The organism is Aeromonas hydrophila subsp. hydrophila ATCC 7966 (assembly GCF_000014805.1).
GTDB lineage: Bacteria > Pseudomonadota > Gammaproteobacteria > Enterobacterales > Aeromonadaceae > Aeromonas > Aeromonas hydrophila.
The window spans coordinates 33044-55447 of sequence record NC_008570.1; the positions used below are offsets into that span (position 1 = coordinate 33044).

At 63.3% G+C, this 22404-nt stretch carries 22 protein-coding genes; 9 read left to right on the forward strand and 13 right to left on the reverse strand.

The window, feature by feature from the left end; genetic code table 11:
• Positions 1–158: 158 nt before the first annotated feature.
• The 4 genes from AHA_RS00150 to AHA_RS00165 are packed head-to-tail and all read left to right on the forward strand — an operon-like array spanning position 159 to position 5474.
• Positions 159–1418, forward strand: a complete 1260-nt coding sequence (locus AHA_RS00150) for an ABC transporter substrate-binding protein (RefSeq protein WP_164927497.1) — start codon at positions 159–161, stop codon at positions 1416–1418.
• A complete protein-coding gene (locus AHA_RS00155; protein WP_011704072.1) occupies positions 1415–3847 on the forward strand; it encodes an ATP-binding protein in 2433 nt (810 codons plus the stop codon). The genes AHA_RS00150 and AHA_RS00155 overlap by 4 nt, the downstream gene beginning before the upstream one ends.
• Positions 3831–5108: a sigma-54-dependent transcriptional regulator gene (locus AHA_RS00160; RefSeq protein WP_011704073.1), complete on the forward strand. Its 1278-nt coding sequence runs from the start codon at positions 3831–3833 to the stop codon at positions 5106–5108. Before AHA_RS00155 ends, AHA_RS00160 begins: the two co-directional genes overlap by 17 nt.
• Before the next feature lie 51 nt (positions 5109–5159).
• Complete coding sequence (locus AHA_RS00165; RefSeq protein ID WP_011704074.1) at positions 5160–5474, forward strand: hypothetical protein; 315 nt, start codon at positions 5160–5162, stop codon at positions 5472–5474.
• A gap of 47 nt (positions 5475–5521) precedes the next feature.
• On the opposite strand, the gene AHA_RS00170 is transcribed toward AHA_RS00165, so the two are convergent.
• The 8 genes from AHA_RS00170 to AHA_RS00205 form a co-directional block, all read right to left on the reverse strand.
• Positions 5522–6334 (reverse strand): Cof-type HAD-IIB family hydrolase, encoded by an 813-nt coding sequence (locus AHA_RS00170; protein WP_011704075.1) that lies wholly within the window; start codon positions 6332–6334, stop codon positions 5522–5524.
• Positions 6335–6427: 93 nt separating this feature from the next.
• Positions 6428–7468, reverse strand: coding sequence for an alpha/beta fold hydrolase (locus AHA_RS00175; protein ID WP_011704076.1), 1041 nt, complete (start codon positions 7466–7468; stop codon positions 6428–6430).
• A complete protein-coding gene (locus tag AHA_RS00180) occupies positions 7465–8130 on the reverse strand; it encodes a CatB-related O-acetyltransferase (protein ID WP_011704077.1) in 666 nt (221 codons plus the stop codon). Before AHA_RS00180 ends, AHA_RS00175 begins: the two co-directional genes overlap by 4 nt.
• Positions 8130–8861 (reverse strand): tRNA (guanosine(18)-2'-O)-methyltransferase TrmH, encoded by a 732-nt coding sequence (gene trmH / locus AHA_RS00185; protein WP_026080420.1) that lies wholly within the window; start codon positions 8859–8861, stop codon positions 8130–8132. The genes AHA_RS00180 and trmH overlap by 1 nt, the downstream gene beginning before the upstream one ends.
• Positions 8862–9085: 224 nt before the next feature.
• Positions 9086–11203, reverse strand: a complete 2118-nt coding sequence (gene spoT / locus AHA_RS00190) for a bifunctional GTP diphosphokinase/guanosine-3',5'-bis pyrophosphate 3'-pyrophosphohydrolase (protein WP_011704079.1) — start codon at positions 11201–11203, stop codon at positions 9086–9088.
• Between the two features lie 137 nt (positions 11204–11340).
• Positions 11341–11616 carry a DNA-directed RNA polymerase subunit omega gene (rpoZ, locus tag AHA_RS00195; RefSeq protein ID WP_005307060.1) on the reverse strand — a complete coding sequence of 92 codons (276 nt, stop codon included), beginning with the start codon at positions 11614–11616 and terminating at the stop codon, positions 11341–11343.
• A gap of 79 nt (positions 11617–11695) precedes the next feature.
• Positions 11696–12322 (reverse strand): guanylate kinase, encoded by a 627-nt coding sequence (gmk, locus tag AHA_RS00200; RefSeq protein WP_016348898.1) that lies wholly within the window; start codon positions 12320–12322, stop codon positions 11696–11698.
• Positions 12323–12593: 271 nt separating this feature from the next.
• Positions 12594–13676, reverse strand: coding sequence for a glycosyltransferase family 9 protein (locus tag AHA_RS00205; RefSeq protein ID WP_011704081.1), 1083 nt, complete (start codon positions 13674–13676; stop codon positions 12594–12596).
• A gap of 168 nt (positions 13677–13844) precedes the next feature.
• Between AHA_RS00205 and AHA_RS00210 the strand changes: the two genes are divergently transcribed.
• Positions 13845–14558 carry a 3-deoxy-D-manno-octulosonic acid kinase gene (locus AHA_RS00210; RefSeq protein ID WP_011704082.1) on the forward strand — a complete coding sequence of 238 codons (714 nt, stop codon included), beginning with the start codon at positions 13845–13847 and terminating at the stop codon, positions 14556–14558.
• A gap of 70 nt (positions 14559–14628) precedes the next feature.
• A complete protein-coding gene (locus AHA_RS00215; RefSeq protein WP_164927498.1) occupies positions 14629–15492 on the forward strand; it encodes a sensor domain-containing diguanylate cyclase in 864 nt (287 codons plus the stop codon).
• A 7-nt stretch (positions 15493–15499) separates the two neighbouring features.
• On the opposite strand, the gene AHA_RS00220 is transcribed toward AHA_RS00215, so the two are convergent.
• The gene (locus AHA_RS00220) at positions 15500–16354 is read right to left on the reverse strand and encodes a carboxylate/amino acid/amine transporter (protein ID WP_011704084.1); all 855 of its coding nucleotides are present in this window, start codon (positions 16352–16354) and stop codon (positions 15500–15502) included.
• 43 nt (positions 16355–16397) lie between these two features.
• Between AHA_RS00220 and AHA_RS00225 the strand changes: the two genes are divergently transcribed.
• Entirely contained in the window at positions 16398–16856 is a 459-nt protein-coding gene (locus AHA_RS00225) for a DUF6314 family protein (protein WP_011704085.1), read from the forward strand.
• A gap of 154 nt (positions 16857–17010) precedes the next feature.
• Here the strand turns inward: AHA_RS00225 and AHA_RS21650 are convergent, their stop codons facing one another.
• Positions 17011–17172, reverse strand: a complete 162-nt coding sequence (locus tag AHA_RS21650) for a hypothetical protein (protein ID WP_011704086.1) — start codon at positions 17170–17172, stop codon at positions 17011–17013.
• Positions 17157–18056, reverse strand: a complete 900-nt coding sequence (locus tag AHA_RS00230) for a DMT family transporter (RefSeq protein ID WP_164927499.1) — start codon at positions 18054–18056, stop codon at positions 17157–17159. The genes AHA_RS21650 and AHA_RS00230 overlap by 16 nt, the downstream gene beginning before the upstream one ends.
• A gap of 91 nt (positions 18057–18147) precedes the next feature.
• Here AHA_RS00230 and AHA_RS00235 point away from each other — a divergent pair, with 91 nt between their 5' ends.
• On the forward strand, positions 18148–19122 hold the full coding sequence (locus AHA_RS00235; protein WP_011704088.1) for a LysR family transcriptional regulator: 975 nt from the start codon (positions 18148–18150) through the stop codon (positions 19120–19122).
• Here the strand turns inward: AHA_RS00235 and trpS are convergent.
• Positions 19101–20114: a tryptophan--tRNA ligase gene (gene trpS / locus AHA_RS00240; RefSeq protein ID WP_011704089.1), complete on the reverse strand. Its 1014-nt coding sequence runs from the start codon at positions 20112–20114 to the stop codon at positions 19101–19103. The two genes, AHA_RS00235 and trpS, sit on opposite strands and share 22 nt — an antisense overlap.
• Before the next feature lie 191 nt (positions 20115–20305).
• A complete protein-coding gene (locus tag AHA_RS00245; protein ID WP_010635648.1) occupies positions 20306–20740 on the reverse strand; it encodes a universal stress protein in 435 nt (144 codons plus the stop codon).
• A gap of 466 nt (positions 20741–21206) precedes the next feature.
• Here AHA_RS00245 and fabV point away from each other — a divergent pair, with 466 nt between their 5' ends.
• On the forward strand, positions 21207–22394 hold the full coding sequence (fabV, locus tag AHA_RS00250) for an enoyl-ACP reductase FabV (protein WP_011704090.1): 1188 nt from the start codon (positions 21207–21209) through the stop codon (positions 22392–22394).
• Positions 22395–22404 lie beyond the last annotated feature (10 nt).

Below are 22404 nucleotides of genomic sequence, written 5' to 3' on the forward strand. Positions count from 1 at the left end.
AACTGTCCTATTGATATTCGATGAATAACAATAGCGGTATGCCGAGGCATAATGAGTCAGAACTGGCTCATCCTCGTGGAAATAAAAATAACGGCATGTGCCAAATATTAGATGTACTGCACATAATCCTGAATTAAAGCGCGAGTCGACCGATAGTCATGCACCTCTTTTTCCGCCGGCTGGCCCTGCTCACGGGCTGCGTTTTGTTGCCATTCAGCACCCTTCAGGCCGCCTCGCTGACGGTGCTTACCTCCTTTTCTGAGGCGCCGGTCAAGGCAGTGATCGAGGGCTTTGCCGAACAATATCCCGGGGTTCGGATCGAGGTTATTTATCGACGCACCATTCCCTCCCTGCGCTTATTAACGGAAGCCGGTGCACCGAAAGTCGATATTATCATGTCGTCATCGCCGACTTTTTTTAACACGCTGGACAAAGCCGGTTTGCTGGCAGCTTTGCCAAATGAAACTATGCCACCTAAATGGCTCACTCCTCATACGCTCGGGCTGGGCAATAAAGTGGCCGTGGTCGGTTATTCCAGCAGCGGCATCATGTATAACCGCCATTATCTGGCCAAATATCAGCTGCCGCTGCCGACCACCTGGCAGCAGCTGGCGTCCCCGCTCTTCATGGGGCACGTGATGATGAGCTCGCCCTCCCAGTCCGGCACCACCCACATGATGGTAGAGAGCGTGCTGCAGCAATATGGCTGGCAGCAGGGTTGGGCCCTGCTGATGCGGCTGGGCGGCAACCTGTCGGCCATCACGGCGCGCAGCTTCGGGGTGAGCGACGGCATCAGCCGGGGTCTGGCGGGGGCCGGCCTGGTGATCGACAGTTACGCCCTCAACAGCCAGGCCCGCTTCGATCACGTCGGCTTCAACATCATGCCCGACTCGGTGATCCTGCCGACCTACCTGGGGGTGGCACGCCACAGTACCCAGCCGGCCAGCGCGGCTCTGTTCATCCAGTACCTGCTCTCCGATAGCGGCCAAGCCATCATCGCTACCCCCGGCATGGCCAAGGCCACCTTGAGCCAACCCCGGCTGGCCCGGCAGACCCGCTATGTCACCGACAAGGCGCTGCTCTATCGGCGGGCCGGTCTGCTCAAGGCCCTGTTCGAGCAGACCATCACCCAGCAGCGACCCAGGCTGAAGATGACCTGGCAGGGGATCAACGGTCTGAATACCCATGGCGAGCCCTGGCGGGTCGCGCTGCTGGAGCAGGCCGTCGCCAAGGCGAGCACGCCGCCGCTGAGCGAGCAGGAGGCGCAGGATCCGGCGTTGCTGGCGCTGTTTGACGGCCTCTATGACCGGGAGCAGGGCAATCCGCAGGCGGAGCGGGTGATGCATCAGTGGCGCCAGGCGACCGAGGCGCGTCTGCACGAGGCGCAGCGTCTGGTCGAACAGGCAGCCAGACCATGAGCCGGCTGGGGCGCATGCTGGCCATGCCGCGCACTCTGGGGCGGCGGCTCATCCTCGCCTTCGTGACCATCACGGCCCTGACCGGTGCCATGGGCATGGCCGCCTATGTGATGTGGGATCGGCTGGGCCGGCAGATCCACCTCATCGTGGAAGAGAGCCTGCCCGCCATCGACGGCGCCTACCAGCTTGAGCGGGCCAGCTCCCGCCTGTTGTTGTTGCTGGCCCAGCTGCGCGATACCCGGGACCCGGTGCAGTACCAGCGCCTCTCCAACGCGGTGTCGACCACCCTGCGGGACATCCAGCGCGCCTACCTGCTGGGCACCCCGGGGGATCAGACACCTTCGCAGCGCCAGGCGTTCGAGGAGCTGGGCGCGCTGGTGGCGGATCACGGGCGCTATCTCAAGCCGCAGATCGATCACGCCGAAACCCTGCAGCAGTTGCAGAAGCGCAGCAACTGGCTGCACCAGGATCTGGTGGACGATGCCGCCCCTCTGCTGCAGGAGGTGGAGTGGCATCTGACCAGCATGGTGGCCAGCCCGGACGACATGAGCGAATTTGGCAACGTCATCAAGGAGTTCTCCGCCCTGCAGGATCTCACCTTCAAGGAGAATGAGCTGCAGTCGCTGGTGGGCGAGGTGATCGCCCAGCGCTATCAGCAGGATCTGGAGAGCGCCTTCCTGTTCATCGGCTACAAGATTGACGAGATAGACGCGCTGACCTCGCGGCTGGCGGAGTACCCCTCGACCGTGAGCTATCGCCAGATCCTGCAGGACATCATCACCCTGGTGAAGCCGGATGGCCCGCTGCACCGGCTGCTGCTGGCGGATGTGCTGACCCACCAGCAGCTGACGGCCCTGCGACCGCGGCTGGACGACGCCGTATCGCGTTATCACCAGCGGGTCAGCCTGATGGTGAGTGACGCCAACCGCTCCCTCAGTGCGCTGGGGGAGGACAGCAGCCAGCTGGTGGCGACCGGCAAGCTGGTGATCCTGGTGGTGCTGGCACTCACCCTGCTGCTCAGCATCTTCGTGCTGGTGGTGTTGATCGGCCGCCGGCTGATCAAGCGGCTCGACCTGTTGGGACAGGAGCTGGACAGGGTGGCGGCAGGCCGGCTGGACGTGCCGGTCAGCACCTGCGGCCGGGACGAGATCGGCCGGCTGGGCGACAGCCTGCGCCACTTCAGCCTGCAGTTGCAGCAGATGGAGCGGGCCAATGCCCTCAACCTCATCAACAATACCCAGGCCTGCCTCATCACCTGCCATCCGGATGGCACCATAGAGTCGGTCAACCCGAGCGCGCTCACCCTGTTCCAGCAGACCGGCGTCGAACCGGGCCAGCCGTTGTGGCAGGCCTTTCCGGCAGAGGCGGGGGTGGTGCTGGCCGATCAGTTCAGGGCGGGCCAGCCGCTGCACCGGTTCGGCCACAGCGAGTGCACCCTGGCCTGTGGGCTGGGTGAGGCGCCCCGCTTTTTGCACCTCAACCTGCGTCGCTTCGAGCAGGGGCGCGGGTACAGGTTCATCATCACCATCACGGATGTCACCCGCCAGGAGCTGACGGCCAGGGAGCTCAGCCTGCGGGTGGCGGAGCGGACCCGCGAGCTGACCGAGAACAACCGGCTGCTGGCGGAGGAGGTGGTGCAGCGCCTGCAGGCGGAGCGCACCCTGCTGCAGACCCAGGATGAGCTGATCCAGGCTGCCAAGATGGCGGTGGTGGGGCAGGCGATGACCAGCCTGGCTCACGAGCTGAACCAGCCGCTGTCGGCGATGATGACCTACCTCTACACCAGCCGGACGGCGCTGGCCACCGGTCAGCTGCAGGCGCTGGACCAAGATCTGGGCAGGCTCGATAAGCTGGGGCGGCGCATGAGCCGGATCATCAACGCTCTGCGCCACTTCGCCCGCAAGTCGCCGGCCGAGGAGGTGCGGGTCCGGCTCGCGCTGGGGGCGCTGGCTGAGCAGGCCATGCTGCTGCTGGAGACGCGGGCGAAGCGCGATGGCTGCATCCTCTGCAACGAACTGCCGGACGGGCTCTGGCTCGAGACCGACCCCGTGCTGCTGGAGCAGGTGCTGGTGAACTTGCTGGTGAACGGACTGGATGCGGTGGCCGGGCTGACGCGGCGCGAGATCCGGCTGCAGTTGCTGGAACGAAGCGAGGCCCGGCTGCGGCTGGCGGTGGTCGACAGCGGCGCCGGCTTCAGCGAGGCCATCCTGCCGAGGCTGTTCACCCCCTTCACCACCTCCAAGGAGGTTGGACTGGGGTTGGGGCTGACCATCTGCCGCTCCCTGCTGGCCCGTTGCGGCGGCGAAATCATGCTGGGATCGGCGCTGACCGGCGGCGCCATGGTGATCATGGAATTTGCGTTGGCCGACCCTGCCGGGTCGGTCGCCCATCAGAACGAGGAGAACGCCATCGATGCTGTTGCCCGCTAACCGTCCTGCCAACGTGCTGCTGGTGGACGATGACGAGGACGTGCTGGAATCCTATTGCCACCTGCTGCGGCTCTCCGGCTACCACCCCAGGGCGACGACTTCGCCCCACGAGGCGCTGGCGCTGCTGGCGGATCAGTGGCCAGGGGTGCTGGTCTCTGACATCTACATGCCGGCCATGAACGGCATGGACCTGCTGGCCAGCGTGCAGGCGCTGGACGCTGAGATCCCGGTCATCATGATCACCGGTCACGGGGACATTCCGCTGGCGGTGCGGGCGGTCAAGCAGGGGGCGTTCGACTTTCTGGAGAAACCGCTCAATCCGCAAGATCTGTTGGGCCTGCTGGAGCGGGCCTGCCGACAGCGCAGCGCCGTGCTGGCGCGCCGCAGCGAGATCCAGGCGACGGTGGATGACGAGCTGATCGGCTCCAGTCCGCAGATAGTGACGCTTCGCAGCCAGCTCAACCAGCTGGCACAAACCGACAAGGACCTGCTGCTGGAAGGGCCGGCCGGCTCGGGCCGTCACACCCTGGCCCGGCTGCTGCACCGGATCAGCGCCCGCCGGGAGCAAGCCTTCCAGCTGCACGACTGTGTCTCGGCCCCTAGCCTGGCCGAGGTGCAAGCCAGCCTGGCACAGGCGGGGCAGGGTACCCTGGTGCTGCAATCCCCGGCCCGCCTGAGTGCCGACTGCCAGCGCTGGCTCGGCAACCACCTGCTGGATCAGGAGCGCAAGGGGAGCAAGTCGCTGCGTGCCATAGGGTTGTTTGACGAGTCGCCGGAGGCGCTGGTGGAACGCCAGCAACTGATGCCGGAGCTCTACTATTTCCTCTCCCAGGTGCGGCTCAAGCTGCCCCGGCTGGTGGAGCGCAGCTGTGACATCATCCCCCTGTTCCGGGCCTTTCTGCGACAGGGCTGCAAGCGCATCGGCCGGCCGGTGCCGGCGGTGGACCGCGCCTATCTGGAGACGCTCAAGCGGCATCAGTGGCCCGGCAACCTGCGCGAGCTGCGCAACGTGGCCGAGCTCTATGCGGTGGGCATCGTCAAGCTGGCCGGCGCGGAGCAGGTTATCCCCCTGGCCAGCGGCAAGGAGCCGCTGGACGACCTGGTGGAGGAGTTCGAGCGGCGGGTGATCGAGGATACCCTGTTCCTCTTTTCCGGCCGGGTGACCGATGCCGCCCAGTACCTCGGCATTCCGCGCAAGAAGCTCTATCTGCGCATGAAGAAGCACCAGCTCGACAAGGATCGGTTCAAGCCGGCCACCTGAGCCCGGCTGCCGGTCGAGTCGTTCGAACGGTTATCCGTACAGGAGCACACCATGAGATGCCCGCACTGCATGAGTGAAGGGGTGGCACGGATCGAGGATGAACGGGTGAAGCGAGCCTGCGCCCTGGGCTTGGGGGCCGCGGGCGGCTATGCCTGCGCCGCCACGCTCGCCAGAATGGGGGCCGCAACGGGCTCGGTGCTGGGTGGTGTCGGTACTGTCGTCGGTGCCCTGGCGGGAGCGTTGGGTGGTGCCGTGCTGGGAGGATTGATGGGGGGAGGGTTGGGCTGGTGGCTGGGGCGTACCCTGGATCGACGCCTGTCCCGGCACTATCGCTGCGGGGTCTGCGGCCATCGCTTCAGCCGCTGAATGGGGTTGTGCGCCATGAGCCGCAGAGTTGCTCATGGCGCCTTGTCTCAGGCGACGTTGACGCCCTGCAGGGCGAACAACTGCTCCAGATAGACGGCGACGCCATCCTCGTCGGAGCTCAGGGTCTGTTCGTGGTTGGCCAGCGCCAGCTTGAGCCGGTCGTGGGCATTGCCCATCACCACGCCGCGGCCGACCATGCTCAGCATCTCGAAGTCGTTCATGCCGTCGCCGAAGGCCACCGCTTGGGACATCTCCAGCCCGTGCTGCTCCAGCACGGCGCGCACGGCATTGCCCTTGTGCACCCCGGCGTGCATCACCTCGAGGCAGTCCGGCAGGGAGAAGGTGACGTTGAGCCGATCACCATAACGTTGGTTCAGCTCTGCCTCGATCTGCAGCAGCTTCTCGTGCTCGCCGATGTAAAACACCTTGTTGACCTTGTCCAGCGGGTGGCTGGCGAGATCGGTCAGGCGATAGCTGAAGCCGGATTCATGATGGAACTGCAGCAGCCAAGGCATCTCCTCTTCCACCAGCCACTCGTCGCCGTAGTAGAGGTTGATGTGGATGGAGGGGTCGCGCTCCAGCGCGATCAGCTCGGCCGCCACGCCGTCCGGCAGGGCCTGGTTGAAGATCAGCTGATCCTGCTTGTCGTGCACCACGGCGCCATTGGAGGTGATGAGATAGATGTCGAGCCCGAGCGTGTCGCGGATGCTGCGCACATCCACATGGTGACGGCCGGTGGCCACCACGAACTTGATCCCCTGATCCACCAGACGGTGCAGGGTATCGCGGGTGCGGGGGGAGATCTGGTGCTGCCCGTTGAGCAGGGTGCCATCGAGATCGGATACAACGACCTTATACATCATCACCTCGGGGTTACGAATGAAAGCGGGAGCAGTGTACAGCAACCGCTCCCGCTACCCCATTTATTTAGGGATACAAAAAATAACCAGCCGCTAGTAGCGTGCGAAGAAGGCCAGAGTCGCGTTGAGCGCGGCCTGGCGCTGGGGATCGGCCTCCATGAACAGCTCGTGCCAGGCCCCTTCTATGCGCAGCGGCTTGCCTCCCTCGCAGCGAGCGAGCGCACAGAAGGCATCCTGCGCGGCGTTGTCCACCACGCCGTCATCACCGGCCTGCAGCAGCAGCAGCGGCGTCTTGATGGCGCCGGCCTCGGCCACGGCGGCGTCCGCCCCCGTCAGCCCCTGATAGATCCAGTGGGCGGTGGCGCCCCCCAACTTGATCTGCGGGCGCTGCTCATAGAGCTCGCGGAAGGCCTGATAGCGGGCTTCGCTGTGGCTCAGGCCGTTGTCGGCAAAGTCGTGGCTCTCGTACGGGCCCTGGCCCGGGCCGTAGGGAGGCTCGCCCAGCCAGCCGCCGACCGTGCCGATGGTGGCCGCCAGCCCCTTGGCCAGCCACTTGGGCAGGCCGCCTAGATTGATGCCCATCATGGGGGAGGAGAGCACGGCCGCCTCGATATCATCGGGCCAGCGCTCCAGATAGCGGGCCGAGATGGCGCCGCCCATGGAGTGGGCGAGCAGGAACAGCTTGGCGGGCTGGTCCTGGGCGATCACCTCGTCATGAAACTGCTTGAGATCGAGCACATAATCGTCGAACTGGTCGACATATCCCTTCTCCTGGTCGGCCAGAAGCCGATCGGACAAGCCCTGGCCGCGGTGGTCGATGAGGTAGAGGCTGTAGCCTTGGCGCCACAGATCCCAGGCCAGCTCCTGATACTTGAGGTAGCTTTCGACCCGGCCGTTGACGATGAGGATGGCGCGATCGACCTTGGCCTGGCGCAGGGCGGCATAGCGGATGGTGATTCCGTCCTTGCCCTTGAAGGCGCTCTCGACGGCGTGCTGGCGCCAGAAGTCGGGCAGGGTCTGCTGATGAAGGGTGGCGACGTCGGCTTCCGGCGTCAGCTGATAGGGATTGTTCACGGCGAGGGCTCCGGCAGAAAACAGGGTCAGGGCCAGCAGGGCGGGCGATAACAGGTTCATGATGTGCACTCCTGCTGCCAGTGTCGGTAAAGGGCCTGAATATCGCCCGAACAGAGTAGCGGCATAGCCGCCTGCAGGTGCTGCAGCGGCCAGTCCCACCACTGCATCTCCTGCAGCATGGCAATCTGCTCCTCGCCGAAGCGACGTCGGATAGGCTGGGCCGGGTTGCCGCCGACTATGGTGTAAGGGGCCACATTCTTGGTCACCACGGCACGAGTGGCGATGACGGCACCATCACCGATGGTGATGCCGGGCATGATCATCGCTTCCGAGCCGATCCAGACGTCGTTGCCGATCCGGGTGTCTCCCTTGCGCAGAAAACCGTCCTGCACGCCGTCACCGAAGCGGGCAGCATCGAAGGGGAAGGTGGAAACCCAGTCCAGCCGGTGACCTTGGTTGCCCGCCAGCATGAAGGTGGCGCCGGAGGCGATGGAGCAGAACTTGCCGATGATCAGGCGGTCAACTTCCTTACCCCACTGGCCACTGTCCCAGGACTCCCGCATCGAACCATCGCCGAGCAGGTAGCGTACGCAATGATCCTCGAACGGCTTGCCGTGGTAGTAGCCGGAGTAATAGCTGTACTCCCCGGCCTCGATATTGGGGTTGGTCAGATGATCCCGTATGACCTGGGATTCCAGCCAGCTACCGAACGGATTTTCCATCACTGATCCTGCCATTCATCTTCTTCCTGTTGCGCGGCCCATCCTTTGCGCGTCAGCTGCATCTGCTGCCACCACTGCTCGTCCGCCAGGATTTCGCCGGCCGGGCCGAGCTGGGGGTAGGGCATCTCTTTCTCTTTGCAGAGCTGGGCATAGATGGGGTAGCCCCCCTCGAACAGTATGCTGTTCTGCTCCTCCAGGTCGAGCGGGCAGCCGCGCTGGTAGCAGCCGGCCAGTTCGCGCTGGCGCTGGGCCTCATAGAGGATGGCGGCGGCGGCCACCGAGACGTTGAGGGACTGCACCATGCCCACCATGGGGATGACGATATGGTGATCGGCCAGGGCCAGCGCCTCTTCGCCGATGCCGTGCTTCTCCTGACCCACCAGGATGGCGGTGGGCTTGGTGTAGTCGATGGCGCGAAAATCCACCGAGCTGTCGGAGAGGTGGGTCGCCAGGATCTGCATGCCGGAGGCTTTCAGCTCGGCCACTGCACTGCCGATGTCCGGGTGCAGCTTCACGTCCACCCAGTTCTGGCTGCCGCGAGCGGTCCCCTTGCGCTTGTGGATCCAGGTTTTGGGCCAGACCGCGTGCACCCGATGGATGCCGATGGCATCGGCGGTGCGCACGATGGCGGCCAGGTTGTGCGGCTTGTGGACCTCTTCCATGCAGACGGTCAGATCGAGCTGGCGCTGGGCCAGCATGTCGGTGATGCGCTTGAAGCGTTCAGGAGTCATATCGGTTTCTATGTCGTGAGGTGTGTGCACGCATCGCTTGCATGCACAGGATCAAATCGGGCTGGCGCCGGGCCAGCCTGTCGTAAATTCGTTTGACGCGTTTCGCGGTCATGCCGGCTCTGCCGAAGCCGGGTTTGTCCACTCGCCAAGGCGAACGGGTGTACCTGCGGCGGTGGGCCAAGCTTGTCTCTTGAAAAGCAGCAGGCGGCTTGCGCCGCCTGTGGTCAGTTTTTCTGTCGGCTCACCTTGAGCACGTTCGGCATCACCCGGATCTTGCGCATGATGTTGGCAAGGTGGATCCGGCTCTTGGTGGTGATGAGCAGGGTGACCAGATAGACCCGGCCATCCTTCTCCTCGGTGCTGATGGCGTGAATGTTGGCGCCGGTGGCGGCAATCACGTTGGCCAGCTCCGCCAGGGCGCCCTGGTGGTTGACGATCTCGATACTGATGCCGGTGCGGAACTCCTGTTCCTGCTCCTTGTCCACTTCCCACTGCACCGGCAGGTACTTGTCCGGCTCCTTGCTGTAGCCCTTGATGTTGCGGCAGGCTTCCTGGTGGATCACCAGGCCCTTGCCCGGGCTGATGTGGGCAATGATGGCGTCCCCCGGGATCGGGCGGCAGCAGTTGGCGAAGGTGACCAGCATGCCGTCGGCACCCTTGATCGGCATCTTCTTGCTGCTGGACTTGGGCTGCTCTTCTGGCGGCAGCTCATCCCCCAGCATGCGGCGCGCCACCATCACGCTCATGGCGTTGCCAAGGCCCACGTCGGCCAGCAGGCCCTGCAGGTTCTCGTGCTTGGTGTCGGCCAGCACCTGCTTGATGCGTGGCTCCGGGATGTCTTCGATGTTCTTGGCGCCCAGCGCATGGTTGAGCAGGCGGCGACCCAGCACCACCGACTCTTCGGTGCGCAGGTTCTTGAGGAACTGGCGGATTTTGGAGCGGGCCTTGGTGGTCACCACGAAGTTGAGCCAGGCCGCGTTGGGGCGAGCCCCCGGCGCCGTGATGATCTCCACCGTCTGGCCCGAGTGCAGCGGGCTGCTCAGCGGATAGGGGTGGCGATCGACCCGCGAACCGACGCAGGCGTGGCCGATGTCGGTGTGCACCGTGTAGGCGAAGTCCACCGGGGTGGCCCCGGCGGGCAGCTCCATGATGCGCCCTTCCGGCGTGAACACGTAGATCTCGTCGGGGAAGAGGTCGGTCTTGACCCCCTCGATGAATTCAAAGGAGCTGCCGGCGCTCTGCTGCAGCTCGAGCAGGCTCTGCATCCAGCGCTGGGCGCGGATCTGGGCGGTGGTACCCGAACTGTCGCCATCCTGCTTGTAGGCCCAGTGGGCGGCAACGCCCTTGTCGGCCATCTGATCCATGAACTCGGTGCGGATCTGCACCTCCACCGGTACCCCGTGCGGCCCCACCAGAGAGGTGTGCAGCGACTGGTAGCCGTTGGTCTTGGGGATGGCGATGTAATCCTTGAAGCGGCCGGGGCGGGGCTTGTAGAGACTGTGCATCTGGCCCAGCACCCGGTAACAGGTATCTATGTCCTTCACCCTCACACGAAAGGCGTAGATATCCATTACCTCATGAAATTGCAGCTCTTTTTTCTCCATCTTGTTGTAGATGGAGAACAGGTTCTTCTCGCGGCCGCTGACCTGGGATTCGATGCCTGCCTCGCGCAGCCGGCCTTCAATCTCGCTCTGGATGGAGTCGATGATTTCGCGGCGATTGCCGCGGGCGCGGCGCACCGATTCGCGCAACACGCGCGAGCGCATGGGGTAGAGCGCCTCGAAGCCCAGCTCTTCCAGCTCGTTCTTCATGGTGTGAATACCGAGGCGGTTGGCGATGGGGGCGAAGATCTCGAGAGTTTCCCGGGCGATGCGGCGGCGCTTGTCCGGTCGCAGGGAGCCCAGGGTGCGCATGTTGTGGGTGCGGTCGGCCAGCTTGATCAGGATGACCCGGATATCCTGGGTCATGGCCATCACCATCTTGCGGAAGTTCTCGGCCTGGGCCTCCTTGCGATCGCGAAACTTCAGCTTGTCGAGCTTGGAGACGCCCGCTACCAGCTCGGCGACGGCATCGCCAAACAGTTCGGCCAGGTCGGCCTTGGTGACAGGGGTATCTTCGATGACGTCGTGCAGCACGGCGGCCATCAGGGTTTCATGATCGAGGCGCATGTCGCCGAGAATGCGGGCAACGGCAACCGGGTGGGTGATATAGGGCTCGCCGCTGGAACGCATCTGTCCCTGGTGAGCATCACGGGCCACCACATAGGCTTGCCTGAGCTTCTCCACCTGCTCGGGTGGCAGGTAGGAACTGGCTATTTCTTTAAGATTTTCAAATAAATACAAGACAGTCCCCGCAGCGGTGAAACGGCAATCCGTGGATATAGAGGGTATAGTCCTGAGTTTGCGAGGTTTTCGAGCGGTTGTAAATGGGGGAGAACAGTCGGCACCCGGGCGGGCGCCGACTATAAGAAATAACTGACTTAACCGCGGCCTTCGGCGATGGCAGCAACGGCAGCCAGCTCGGCGGCTTCCTGCTCTTGCTGCTCGTAACGGTCCTGGGTGTCCATCACCTGGTTGTTCACCAGACCCAGTTCGATCTCGCGCAGGGCGATCACGGTCGGCTTGTCGTTCTCTTCGTCAACCAGGGGATCTTTGCCTTGAACCGCGATTTGGCGGGCGCGGCGGGCGGCGACCAGCACCAGGTCAAAACGGTTACCTACCTGTTTTACAGCATCTTCTACAGTAACGCGTGCCATGCAGGACTCCAGTGTTTGGGCTTTCTCGGTTTAAAAAAGCGGTGTTTAAAAATGACGCAAAAGTTTACTTGTTTTTGGCCTATTCTGCCAGTAGCTGTTGCAGCAAGTTTTGTTGGGCCTGCTGCTGCTGGCGCAATTCCAGCCGTTGGCACTCGATGACGGCCCTCAGCTGGAACAGTGCCTGCTCAAAGTCTTCGTTGATGATGACATAGTCATACTCGTCATAGTGCACCATTTCGGCAATGGCTTTCTCCATCCGGCCCTTGATCACCTCGGCACTGTCCTGGCCGCGACCGATCAGGCGGCGCTCCAGCTCTTCGCGGCTGGGCGGCAGGATGAAGATGGACTTGGTCGGCATCTGTTCGCGGATCTGGCGGGCGCCCTGCCAGTCGATGTCGAGGAACACGTCGATCCCTTGTGCCAGGCAGGCTTCGATGGCCGCGCGGGAGGTGCCGTAGTAGTTGCCGAACACCTCGGCCCACTCCAGAAAGTCGCCGCGCTCGATCAGCGCCTTGAACTCTTCCACCTTGACGAAGTGGTAGTGCACCCCGTGCTCTTCACCGGGACGGGTGGCGCGGGTGGTGTGGGAAACCGACAGCTGCATCTTGCCTGCGCTGTTGTGCTGGGTCAGCAAGGCATTGAGCAGGCTGGATTTACCCGCTCCGCTCGGGGAGGAGATGATATAGAGAGTGCCTTGTTGCGCCATGTCTGTACCTTTAAGCGAGACCGTGTTTTGGTTGTAGCAGAGGCCGCCGTCTTGTGCCCGAAAGGGAGACAGCCAAATCCGAAACGCGGAAAATTCTTGAATTGAGAGGGATGTAAAGGCGGCGAATTTTAACAGAAGGTGGCGGATAAAAAAACGGCCGGAATCATATTCCAGCCGATCAAAGTATTCGTAGCTTGCTGCGGGAGCGTCACCCACATCAGCCGCCATTCTGCCTGCCACCGTGCGGGTGGGCCAGCAGATTATCCCTGCTTCACTGCTCGGAAATTCCGAGTTGCTTCCCGGCGGGCAGCTGGCGATCGGCGCAGAGCCGGTCGAAGGCGGCGATGACCCGCTCGCGGGTTATCTTGCTCATGGCGTCCGGATCCTTGAGGCGGGTGCGCCAGCCGAGCTCGGCCAGCGGTTTGCCGGTCTCCTGCTCGACCAGCTCCTGGTAGACGCTGACCGCGTAGTCACGGCACAGATAGGGGCCGGTCCGGTCCGGGTTGTGGTGGGCATAGAGGCCGAGCACCGGCGTACCCACCAGGGCCGCCATGTGGGTGGGGCCGGTATCGGGGGCCAGCACCAAGCTGGCTTCCTTGATCAGCGCCAGCAACTGCTTGAGGTTGGTCTGTCCCACCAGATCCACCGGCTTGCTGTGGCTCAGCCGTTGAATATCGGCGGCCAGATCCCGCTCCAGTTTGGCCGGCCCGCCGCACAGATAGACCTGAAAACCCTTGCCTGCGGCGTGATCCGCCAGCGCGGCATAGCCGGCGGCAGTCCAGTTCTTGAATGCCTTGCTGGCGGCGGCGCAGATGAGCAGGGTCGGCTTGCCGTCAATCTTCTCTTTCGCCCAAGCCTGGTGCTCGGCGCTGATGGGCAGTTGCCAGTCCGGGGTCAGATCCTGGATGCCAAGTTCTTTGGCGAAGGCGAGAAAGCCGTCCAGCACGTGGGGCGAGGCGGGGGATGGCACCTTGTGGTTGGTGAACAGCCACTGGCCGTCGCTGGCCCGTTCCCGATCAAACCCGAGCTTGACCTTGGCCCGGATGCCGAGGGTGGCGATGCTGGCCCGCATGGCCGCCTGCAGGTGCAGCAGGGCATCGAATTGGCGTCCCCTGAGGGTCTGCCAGAGATCGCGGTAGCCGCGCCAGCCCTTGCTCTTGTCGAAGGCGATGACTTCGACCCCGGGCAGATCGGCAAAAAGCGTCGCTTCAATCTTGCCGGTGATCCAGGTGATGCGGGTCGTCGGCCAGGTCCGCTGGATGACGCGCACCAGCGCCAGCGCGTGGCAGCAGTCGCCGATGGCGGAGAGCCGCAGGATGCAGATGGAGGAGGGCGGCGTTTGGAACAGCGGCATGATGTGGCGCAATGGTGGCAAAATGGATGGATGGCATTATGCAAACTCCCCCGTGGATTGTAAAATTGCGCACGACCGGCAGCCGGTGCCCCTGACAGGACCTGTGTTGCCGTTGCCTGCCCTTGCCTTGTGTAGCCATGACTGACTGACCGACCGGAATCGCCAAAAATGCAAATTCAGACCGAACACAACCAGATCTGCTGGTACGCCGAAGGGGCGTTTCGCGACCCTTCTCCCGAGCTGTTTGATCCGGCCTGGTGGCAGACACATCGCCAGGTGGTAGGGTCTTCCATCGGCCGCGGAGTGACCTGGTTCGTCAAGGATGAATCCCGCCATCTGGTGCTGCGTCACTACTATCGCGGTGGCATGGTGGGCAAGGTGGTGCGGGATCGCTTCTGGTTCGAGGGGGTCGAATCGAGCCGTGCCATGGCCGAATACACGCTGCTGGCCAAGTTGAGCGCCCAGGGATTGCCGGTGCCGCGCCCGTTTGCCGCCCGGATGGCCAAGCAGGGCCCCTTCTATCGGGCCGACATCCTGATCGAGCGCATTCGCGGCGCCAAGGATCTGGTGGCCCTGCTCAAGCAGGGGCCGATCGCCGGCGAGGTGTGGCACAAGGTGGGCCAGACGGTGCGCCGGTTGCACGACGCCGGGGTCTATCACGCCGATCTCAACAGCCACAACCTGCTGCTCGACAAGGAGGGCAAGGTGTGGGTGATCGACTTCGACAAGGGGGCCATCCGCTCTCCCGGCAACTGGCAGCAGGCCAACCTGGAACGGTTGCTGCGCTCCTTCAACAAGGAGTCCCAGTTGCATACCAGTTTCCATTTCGTGCCGGAGAACTGGCAGGCCCTGATGAACGGCTATCAAGGAAAAGCGAGCTGACCCTGTTGCTCGGCGCGAGAGCCAATGTTACTTATTGAGAAGGTCTTCAGATTCGGTGTCGAGGCGCTCGATGGACATGCTCAAGGCTCCCCTCAGGGAGGCAATTACCCGGTTTGATCTGGCGCTGATGGCGGATGCCATCGCCTTGCTGGAGGCAGGACTCTGGAGCTGGAGCCCGCAGCAGGGTGTGCAGAGGGATCTCTCCTGTTTGCGGCTGCTGGGATTGAACGAAGCCGGTCTCGATGATCTCGGTTGGCTGGAGCGGGTGCACCCCGACGATGTGGGGAACCTGCAGGAGGCGCTGACCGCCTGCCAGAGCGGGCGGGTGGCCCAGATCCGGCTCGAATACCGCATCCTGCATCACGACGGCCACTATGTCCGGCTGGAAGAGCGGGCCCGGCGCGATGTCCACGGCCAGGTGCTGGGGGTGGTGTGTCTACTCGACTCACAGACACTGCCGGTAGAAGAGCGGAACGGCACCGATCCCCTCACCGGGCTGGAGAGCCGCAGCCACTTCGAGCTGTTGCTCGATGAGCGGCTGGCCAGCGAGAGCGGCAGCTTCAGTCTGCTGCAATTCAGCGTCGACCACAGGGCCAAGATCCAGCAACTGTTCGGCGAGGTGGCCTGCGATGCCATGCTGGCCAAGCTGGCCCGCATCGTGCGTCACGAGCTGCGGCGGGAAGACCCCTTCGCCCGCTGGGACGAAGATGGCTTCATCCTGATGCTCTCCCAGACCGATCGGCTGAGCGGCCTCGAGATTGCCGAGCGGCTGCGCCTCGAGATCGCCGATGCCAGCCTGCTGCCGCAGCGACCGGTGACCGTCAGCATCGGCCTGGTGCAGAGCCAGGCCGGCGAGCAGATCGACCACCTGCTGGCCCGGCTGGCTACCTGCCACGGTCAGGCCAGACGGGAGCACAACACTGTCGTTGGCTGATTTTTAGTCAGCGCTCACTTACACCATGACGCTGGCATACCCAGAGGGAGGCCAGCATCAGCAGGCCGCCCAGGGTGAGCCTGAGCAGGTCGGTATCCTTGCCCCACAGCAGCAGATTGACCAGCAGACCCGCCGGGATCAGGGCGTTGTTCATGATGGCCAGCACACCGCTGCTGACCTGGGTCGCCCCCTTGTTCCACAGGAAGTAACCAAGGCCCGAGGCGCCAATCCCCAGCCACAACAGAATGCCCCACTGCAGGGTACTGGTGGGGTATTGTGGCGTGCCCAGCAGCAGCCAGGCGGGCAGGGCCACAACCAGGGCGCCCAGATAGAAGCAGCCGAACACGGCGAGCTGTGGGGGCTGCTCCTTCTCCCGTGCCAGCAATACCTTGTAGCCAACCTGGCCGATGGCGAAGCAAATGTTGGCACCCTGCACCACCAGGAAGCCCAGCACGTAGCTTTCGGTCAGCCCGTCGAAGCGGATGACGGCCGCCCCCAGCACTGCCAGCAAGGCTCCCCACAGATAGGTGGGCTTGAAGCGCCGCTCCAGCAGGTCATGGATCAGGGTGACGTAGATGGGGGTGAAGATGGTGAACACCAGCACTTCCGGCACCGTCAGCAGCAGGAAGGAGTGGTAATAGAACAGATACATGATGCCGAGCTGGGTGGCGCCGAGGGCCATCAGCTTGGCCACCAGGTCGGGGCGCAACCAGCGCCGTCTGAGAAAGGGCAGAAACACCAGGCTGGCGAGCACGATGCGGGTCAGTACCGAGAAGTAGGCATCCACCTGACCGGCGAGGTAGACCCCGATCAGGCTGAAGGAGAATGACCAGAGCAGGGTAACCCCTATCAAGTAGTTCATGTGGTTGATTTGTCGTCAGTTGTCAATTTTGAAGGGGGCTATGATGGCCGAGATAGAAGCCTTGATCCAGCGTTTATGGCGCCAGTTGCCACAGATCGGAGCATTTGCCTTTACCGCGAGCAACGCGGAAGGCTCCGCCACCGACTGGTGCGGCAGTGGCGAGGGGGAGGTGGTGGTGACCGATCATCAGGGGGGCTGGCTGTTTGCCGAGCAGGGCCGCTACACCACGCCCCATGGCCGGGTGCTGGCCATGCACAACCGCTTCTGGTGGCAGCGCGGCGAGCAGGGGATCCGGCTTTCCCATCTGCGCTACGAGCAGCCGGTGGTGCTGTTCGAGCTGCTGCCGCAGGCGGATGGTTGCTGGCTCACCGCCGAGCCCCACCTGTGCGGTCAGGATCACTACAGCGCCGAGCTGACGCCGAGCGGGGACGGCTTTCTGCTCGGCTGGCAGATCACCGGTCCGCGCAAGAATGAGCGACTCAGCTATCGCTATCAGGAGTGATGTGCAAGGGGCTTGGCGTCTGCGCTGGCAGGGAAAGGCTGGCATAAAAAAACCGGCGCAGAGCGCCGGTAGAAGGGACAAATCGGAGGTTTTTTTGAAAAACGGTCCCAAAAACAGGAGAGATACACTCTCGTCACACATTCAGAAACGGATGTCAGGCACTCAGCGCATAGCTCAGCATGGCTTGCAGCTTGCTGTCGAAGAGCCAGGGCAGCAGCACCATCAGCAGCCCGAGCAGACCCATCAGCCGCTGGCGATACTGCCAGCCGGCGATCACCACCAGGCCGCCGCAGAGCGTGGTCAGGATGCCTGACATAGGGCAGCCTCCCGCTGGACGCGGCGCTGCTGGGCCCACTGGTTGAGGGCGACAGAACCCAGGATCAGGGCCAGTGCCACGCCGGTGGTGGACTGGATCTTTTCGCCGAGGAACAGGGCACCCAGCATGACGCCGAACAGCGGCACCAGGTAGTTGCTGAAGGAGGCGAAGGTCGGGCCCGCCTTCTGGATCAGCGCCATGTAGAGGAAGTAGACCAGACCGGTACAGAACACCCCGAGCACCGCGACGGCGCCGATGGCATGCTGGCTCGGCATGGTGAGCGCGCTCAGATCGGTGACGAACGGCGCGGCCAGCAGCAGCTGGATGGCCGAAGAGATCAGGATGTTGCGTGCCACGACCACCGGGTGGTCCTTGGCGAAGCGCTTGATCATCAGCAGGCCGATGGCGAAGCAGCTGGCCCCGAACAGGATGGCCATGGCGCCGAGCAGGCCGGCATTCATGCCGCTGGTCAGTTTCGGCCAGAACAGCACCAGCACGCCGACGAAGCCGATGACCACGGAGACGAGACCGCCCTTGGTGATTTTTTCACCGGAAACCAACAAGGGTGCCATCAGGATGGTGACAAACGGGATACAACCCATTACCACGGCGGCGATGGCGCTATCCACATACTGTTGACCCCAGGCCACCATGATGAAGGGCAGGGTGGCATCGAGCAGGGCGATCAGCATATAGGTACGCCACGGGGTGTGTTCGCTCTTGAGACGCATGAACAGGCAGAGCAGACCCAGGGTCAGGCTGCCACACAAGGCGCGACCCGCTGCCACCATGATGGGGGGCAATTCGGTCACGGCCTGATGCATGAAAATGAACTGGGAGCCCCACAACAGGCCAATCGCCAGCAACAACAGATAGCTACGCATTTTAATCTCCGATGTAATTCGCCTGCGCATTCTATGCAATCTGCTACTATGCCAAAAATGAATTGTCGTCATCCAACCATGGCCAATATCGATGGAACTGCCCCTTTCCCGCCTCGACCTCAACCTGCTCACCGTGTTCGACATGCTGATGCAGGAGCGCAACGTCACCCGTGCTGCCGAGCGGCTACATCTCTCCCAGTCCACCGTCAGTCATGCGCTGGGGCGGCTGCGAACGGCGCTGGACGACCCTCTGTTCGTGATGAGCCGGCGCGAGATGATGCCGACCGAGCGCGCCAAGGCGCTGGCCGGCCCGGTGCGCCAGGCGCTGGCCATGCTGGAGCAGGGGTTGCGGCAGGCCAAGGGGTTCGACCCCGCCAGTGCGCGGCGGATCTTTCGCATCGCCACTCCGGGCTCGGTGGAACACGGTCTGGTGCCGGCGCTGGTGGAGCGGCTGCACCGGCATGCCCCGCACTGCCGGCTGGAGGTGTGCGAGCTGGCGGACAGCGACTACGAGCGGGAGCTGGAGAAGGGGGAGCTGGATCTGGTGATCGGCTTCGCCGATGCCAATCACCTCTCGCCCCGGCTGTGGCGCGAACCCTGGTTCAACAACCCGCTGGTCTGTCTGTCTCCCCTTGGCAGCGAACTGCCTGACGTGCTGGGGCCGGACGATCTGGTCAGCCGGCCCCACATCCACACCTCCAGCTGGGGCCACAGTCAGGCCATGGTGGATCTCTGGCTGGCCCGCTTCGGGGTGGAGCGTGAACTGGGTGTCCGATTACCGAGCTTTATGGCGGTGCCTCCGCTGATGGCCACCGGTCGCTATCTGGTGGTGGTGCCCGAGATGATCGGGCGCCACTTCTGCCGCTACTACCCGCTGCGGCTGCACCAGCTGGACCCCGACATCCCCATCGTCTATTTGATGGCGGGCCACCCGCTCACCGCCCATGACGAGGCGATCGGCTGGTTCAAGGGGTTGTTGCACCGGCTGGCGTTCGAGCGCTACGGCGCGGATGCGCTCGGCAGCCCGGCGCAGCGCGGGGCGGATCAGTTCAATCCGGCGAAGTAGTCGAGCCCCATCGCCCCCTTCACCTCGGCCAGCACCTCGTCGGTCAGGGCGCGCGCCTGCTCGGTGCCCTGCTGCAACAGGCGCAGCAGCTGGTGCTTGTCGGCGATGGCCGCCTCGCGCCGTTCCCGCATCGGGGCGAGCAGGGTCTGCAGGCAGTCGTTCAGCACCTGCTTGCAGCGCATGTCGCCCAGCCCGCCGCGCTGGTAGTGGGCCTTCATCTCGGCCACCAGCGCCTTGTCGGGGTGGAAGGCATCCAGATAGGCGAACACCGTATTACCCTCCACCTGACCCGGATCGCTCACCTTGAGGTGGTTGGGGTCGGTGTACATGGCGAACACCGCCTGCTTGATCTCCTCCGCCGACATGCCGAGCTCTATGGTGTTGCCGAGGGACTTGGACATCTTGGCCTTGCCGTCGATGCCTGGCAGGCGGCCGGTGTCGCTCAGGATGGGCTGGCACTCGGTCAGCACCTCTTTGCCAACCAGGGTGTTGAAGCGGCGCACTATCTCGTTGGTCTGCTCCAGCATCGGCAGCTGATCCTCACCCACCGGCACATGGGTGGCACGAAAGGCGGTGATGTCGGCGGCCTGGCTGACCGGATAGATCAGGAAGCCAGCGGGCAGGCTGCGCTCGAACCCTTTCTGCTGGATCTCCGCCTTGACGGTGGGGTTGCGCTCCAGCCGGGCGACGCTGACCAGGTTGAGGTAATAGGTCGTCAGCTCGGCGAGGGCGGGCAGGGCGCTCTGCAGGCAGAAGGTGGTCTTGGTCGGGTCGAGGCCGGCGGCCAAGTAGTCGGCCATCACCTCCAGCACGTGGTCGGTCACCTTGGCCGGGTTGTGGCCGTTGTCGGTCAGCGCCTGCAGATCGGCGATCATCACGAACTGGCGGTAATGGTGCTGGGCTTCGACGCGCTGGCGCAGCGAGCCGACATAGTGGCCGATGTGCAGTTTGCCGGTGGGACGGTCGCCAGTCAGGATAACGGGGTTGTGCATGTCACTCTCTCCAGTTGGGTGAGCCGGGAGGCGACAAAGGGATGAAAACAATGACCGCCTCTCGGCGGTCACGGTGTTTTCTTTGGGGAATTTTACATAGAAAAGCAGTGCCGCCTGTTTAAGAGCAGCACCACCAGTAGTTGTGATTGAATGAGGTCATATTCATGGAAAATCAAACTACGCCTGTTTGATCACTTCTGCAAGGGGACGACCAGCAGATCGCAGGGCACGGTATTCATCAGCTGGCGTGCGCTCGAGGTGAGCAGACTCCAGAAGCTCTGGCGATGGCCGCACACCAGCAGATCGATCTGGTAATCCCTGACCGCCTGGTTGACCCGCTCGCTCAAATCACCACAGATCACCAGCTTCTTCTCGATGGGGTAGTCCACCGAGGCCAGGAAGGCTTCCAGCTTTTCTTTCGCTTCGGCGATCACCTGATCCTGCACGTTGTCGATGTCGATATCGATCATCTCGGTGTAGAGATCCTTGAGGTCCACATCGACATGGATCACCGACAGCTTGGCGCCGTTGGAGCGGGCCCGGTCGACCGCCTTCTCGATCACCTTGCGGTTGTCTTCCGACAGGTCGATCGCGGCCAGTATGTGTTTGTAATAGGTTCCATTCATGGGAGTTCTCCTCACTGATCCTGAGTCCACTATACCAATGTCTGCTGAAACTAAAATGATGTCCCCGGCACAGTTTTGGGATTTAAACGAGTTTCTTATGGAGCTTGTCGCCGACGACAGCTAATAAACTGGCTATAAATCGAACAGGAGTTTGAAGCAGGTCACACCCGCCGGCTTGCCCGCGGCCGGTGACAGGCATAGGATGTGCCCGTGCTTCGCAATGAACACAAAACAACAAAAAGCATCTGAATACCGCTTTGGGGAGCCTCGCGCTCCCTTTTGTTTTTCTGCCGCCTTCTCGCCGATATTCCGCCCGACATCAAGGTAATCCCGTCTCGCTTGGTTATGCTGTAGCCAGTTCCATTGGCAGACCGTCGCCGGCCAGTTAACACCGGATCCCGGTTGGATGCGGGTCGGTCTGCGACTGTCATTTCGCGTATCGTATTGATTCCTTGGAGACTCCTTGATGATCATTCACCCACAGATCCAGGGCTGCGTCGCCCGCAACTGTCACCCCATCGGCTGCCGCGCCGCCGTGTTGCAACAGATTGCCAGCGTCAGGGCGGCGGGCTCCTTCAACGGGCCGAAACGGGTGCTGGTGCTGGGCGCTTCGTCCGGCTTCGGGCTGGCGTCGCGCATTGCCCTGACCTTCGGAGCCGGGGCCGACACCGTCGGCGTGTCGTTCGAGCGGGGCCCTTCTGACAAGGGGCCGGGCAGCGCCGGTTGGTACAACAACATCTGGTTTCGCAAGGAGGCGGAGCAGACCGGCCGCATTGCCATCAATCTGATCGGGGATGCCTTCTCCATCGGGATGCGCCAGCAGGCCATCGACACTATCCGCCAGCAGCTGGGGCAGGTGGATCTGGTGATCTACTCGCTGGCGAGCGGCATCCGGGTGTTGCCTGACGGCACGCAAGTGCGCTCCGTGCTCAAGACCACCAGCCAGCCATTCAGCGGCTGGGGGCTGGATCTGGAACACGACACCCTGGTGCAGCAGTCTCTGGATCCGGCCACCCCGGAGGAGATCCGCGACACCGTCAGCGTGATGGGCGGCGAGGATTGGCAGCTCTGGCTGCAGGCGTTGCAGCAGGCGGATTGCCTCGCGCCCGGCGCCCAGACCGTGGCCTACTCCTATATCGGCCCCGAATCGACCTACCCCCTCTATCGGGACGGCACCATCGGTTATGCCAAGGAGCATCTGCACGCCACCGCCGAGACCATCAACCTGCAGCTGGCGGAGCTTGGCGGCCATGCCTGGGTGTCGGTCTGCAAGGCGCTGGTGACCAAGGCGAGCGCCTATATTCCGGTGCTGCCGGTCTATCTGGGCCTGCTGATGGGGGTGATGAAGGAGCGCGGCGTGCACGAAGGCTGCATCGAGCAGATGCAGCGGCTGTTCGCCACCAAGATGTACGGCCCGCAAGGGGTGGTGGCCGACGGCAACCGGCTGATCCGGATGGATGACCACGAACTGGACCCGGCCATTCAGGCCGCCGTCTCGGCGCTCTGGTCCAAGGTGACGCCGGACAACTTCCACGCGCTGGGGGACTTTGCCGGGTTGCGCCAGGACTTCATGCAGCTCAACGGCTTCGAGCTGCCGGGCGTCGACTACGGCGCGCCGGTGGATCTGGCCTCGCTGACCGAGCTGCTGCCCTGAGCCAGGGGGC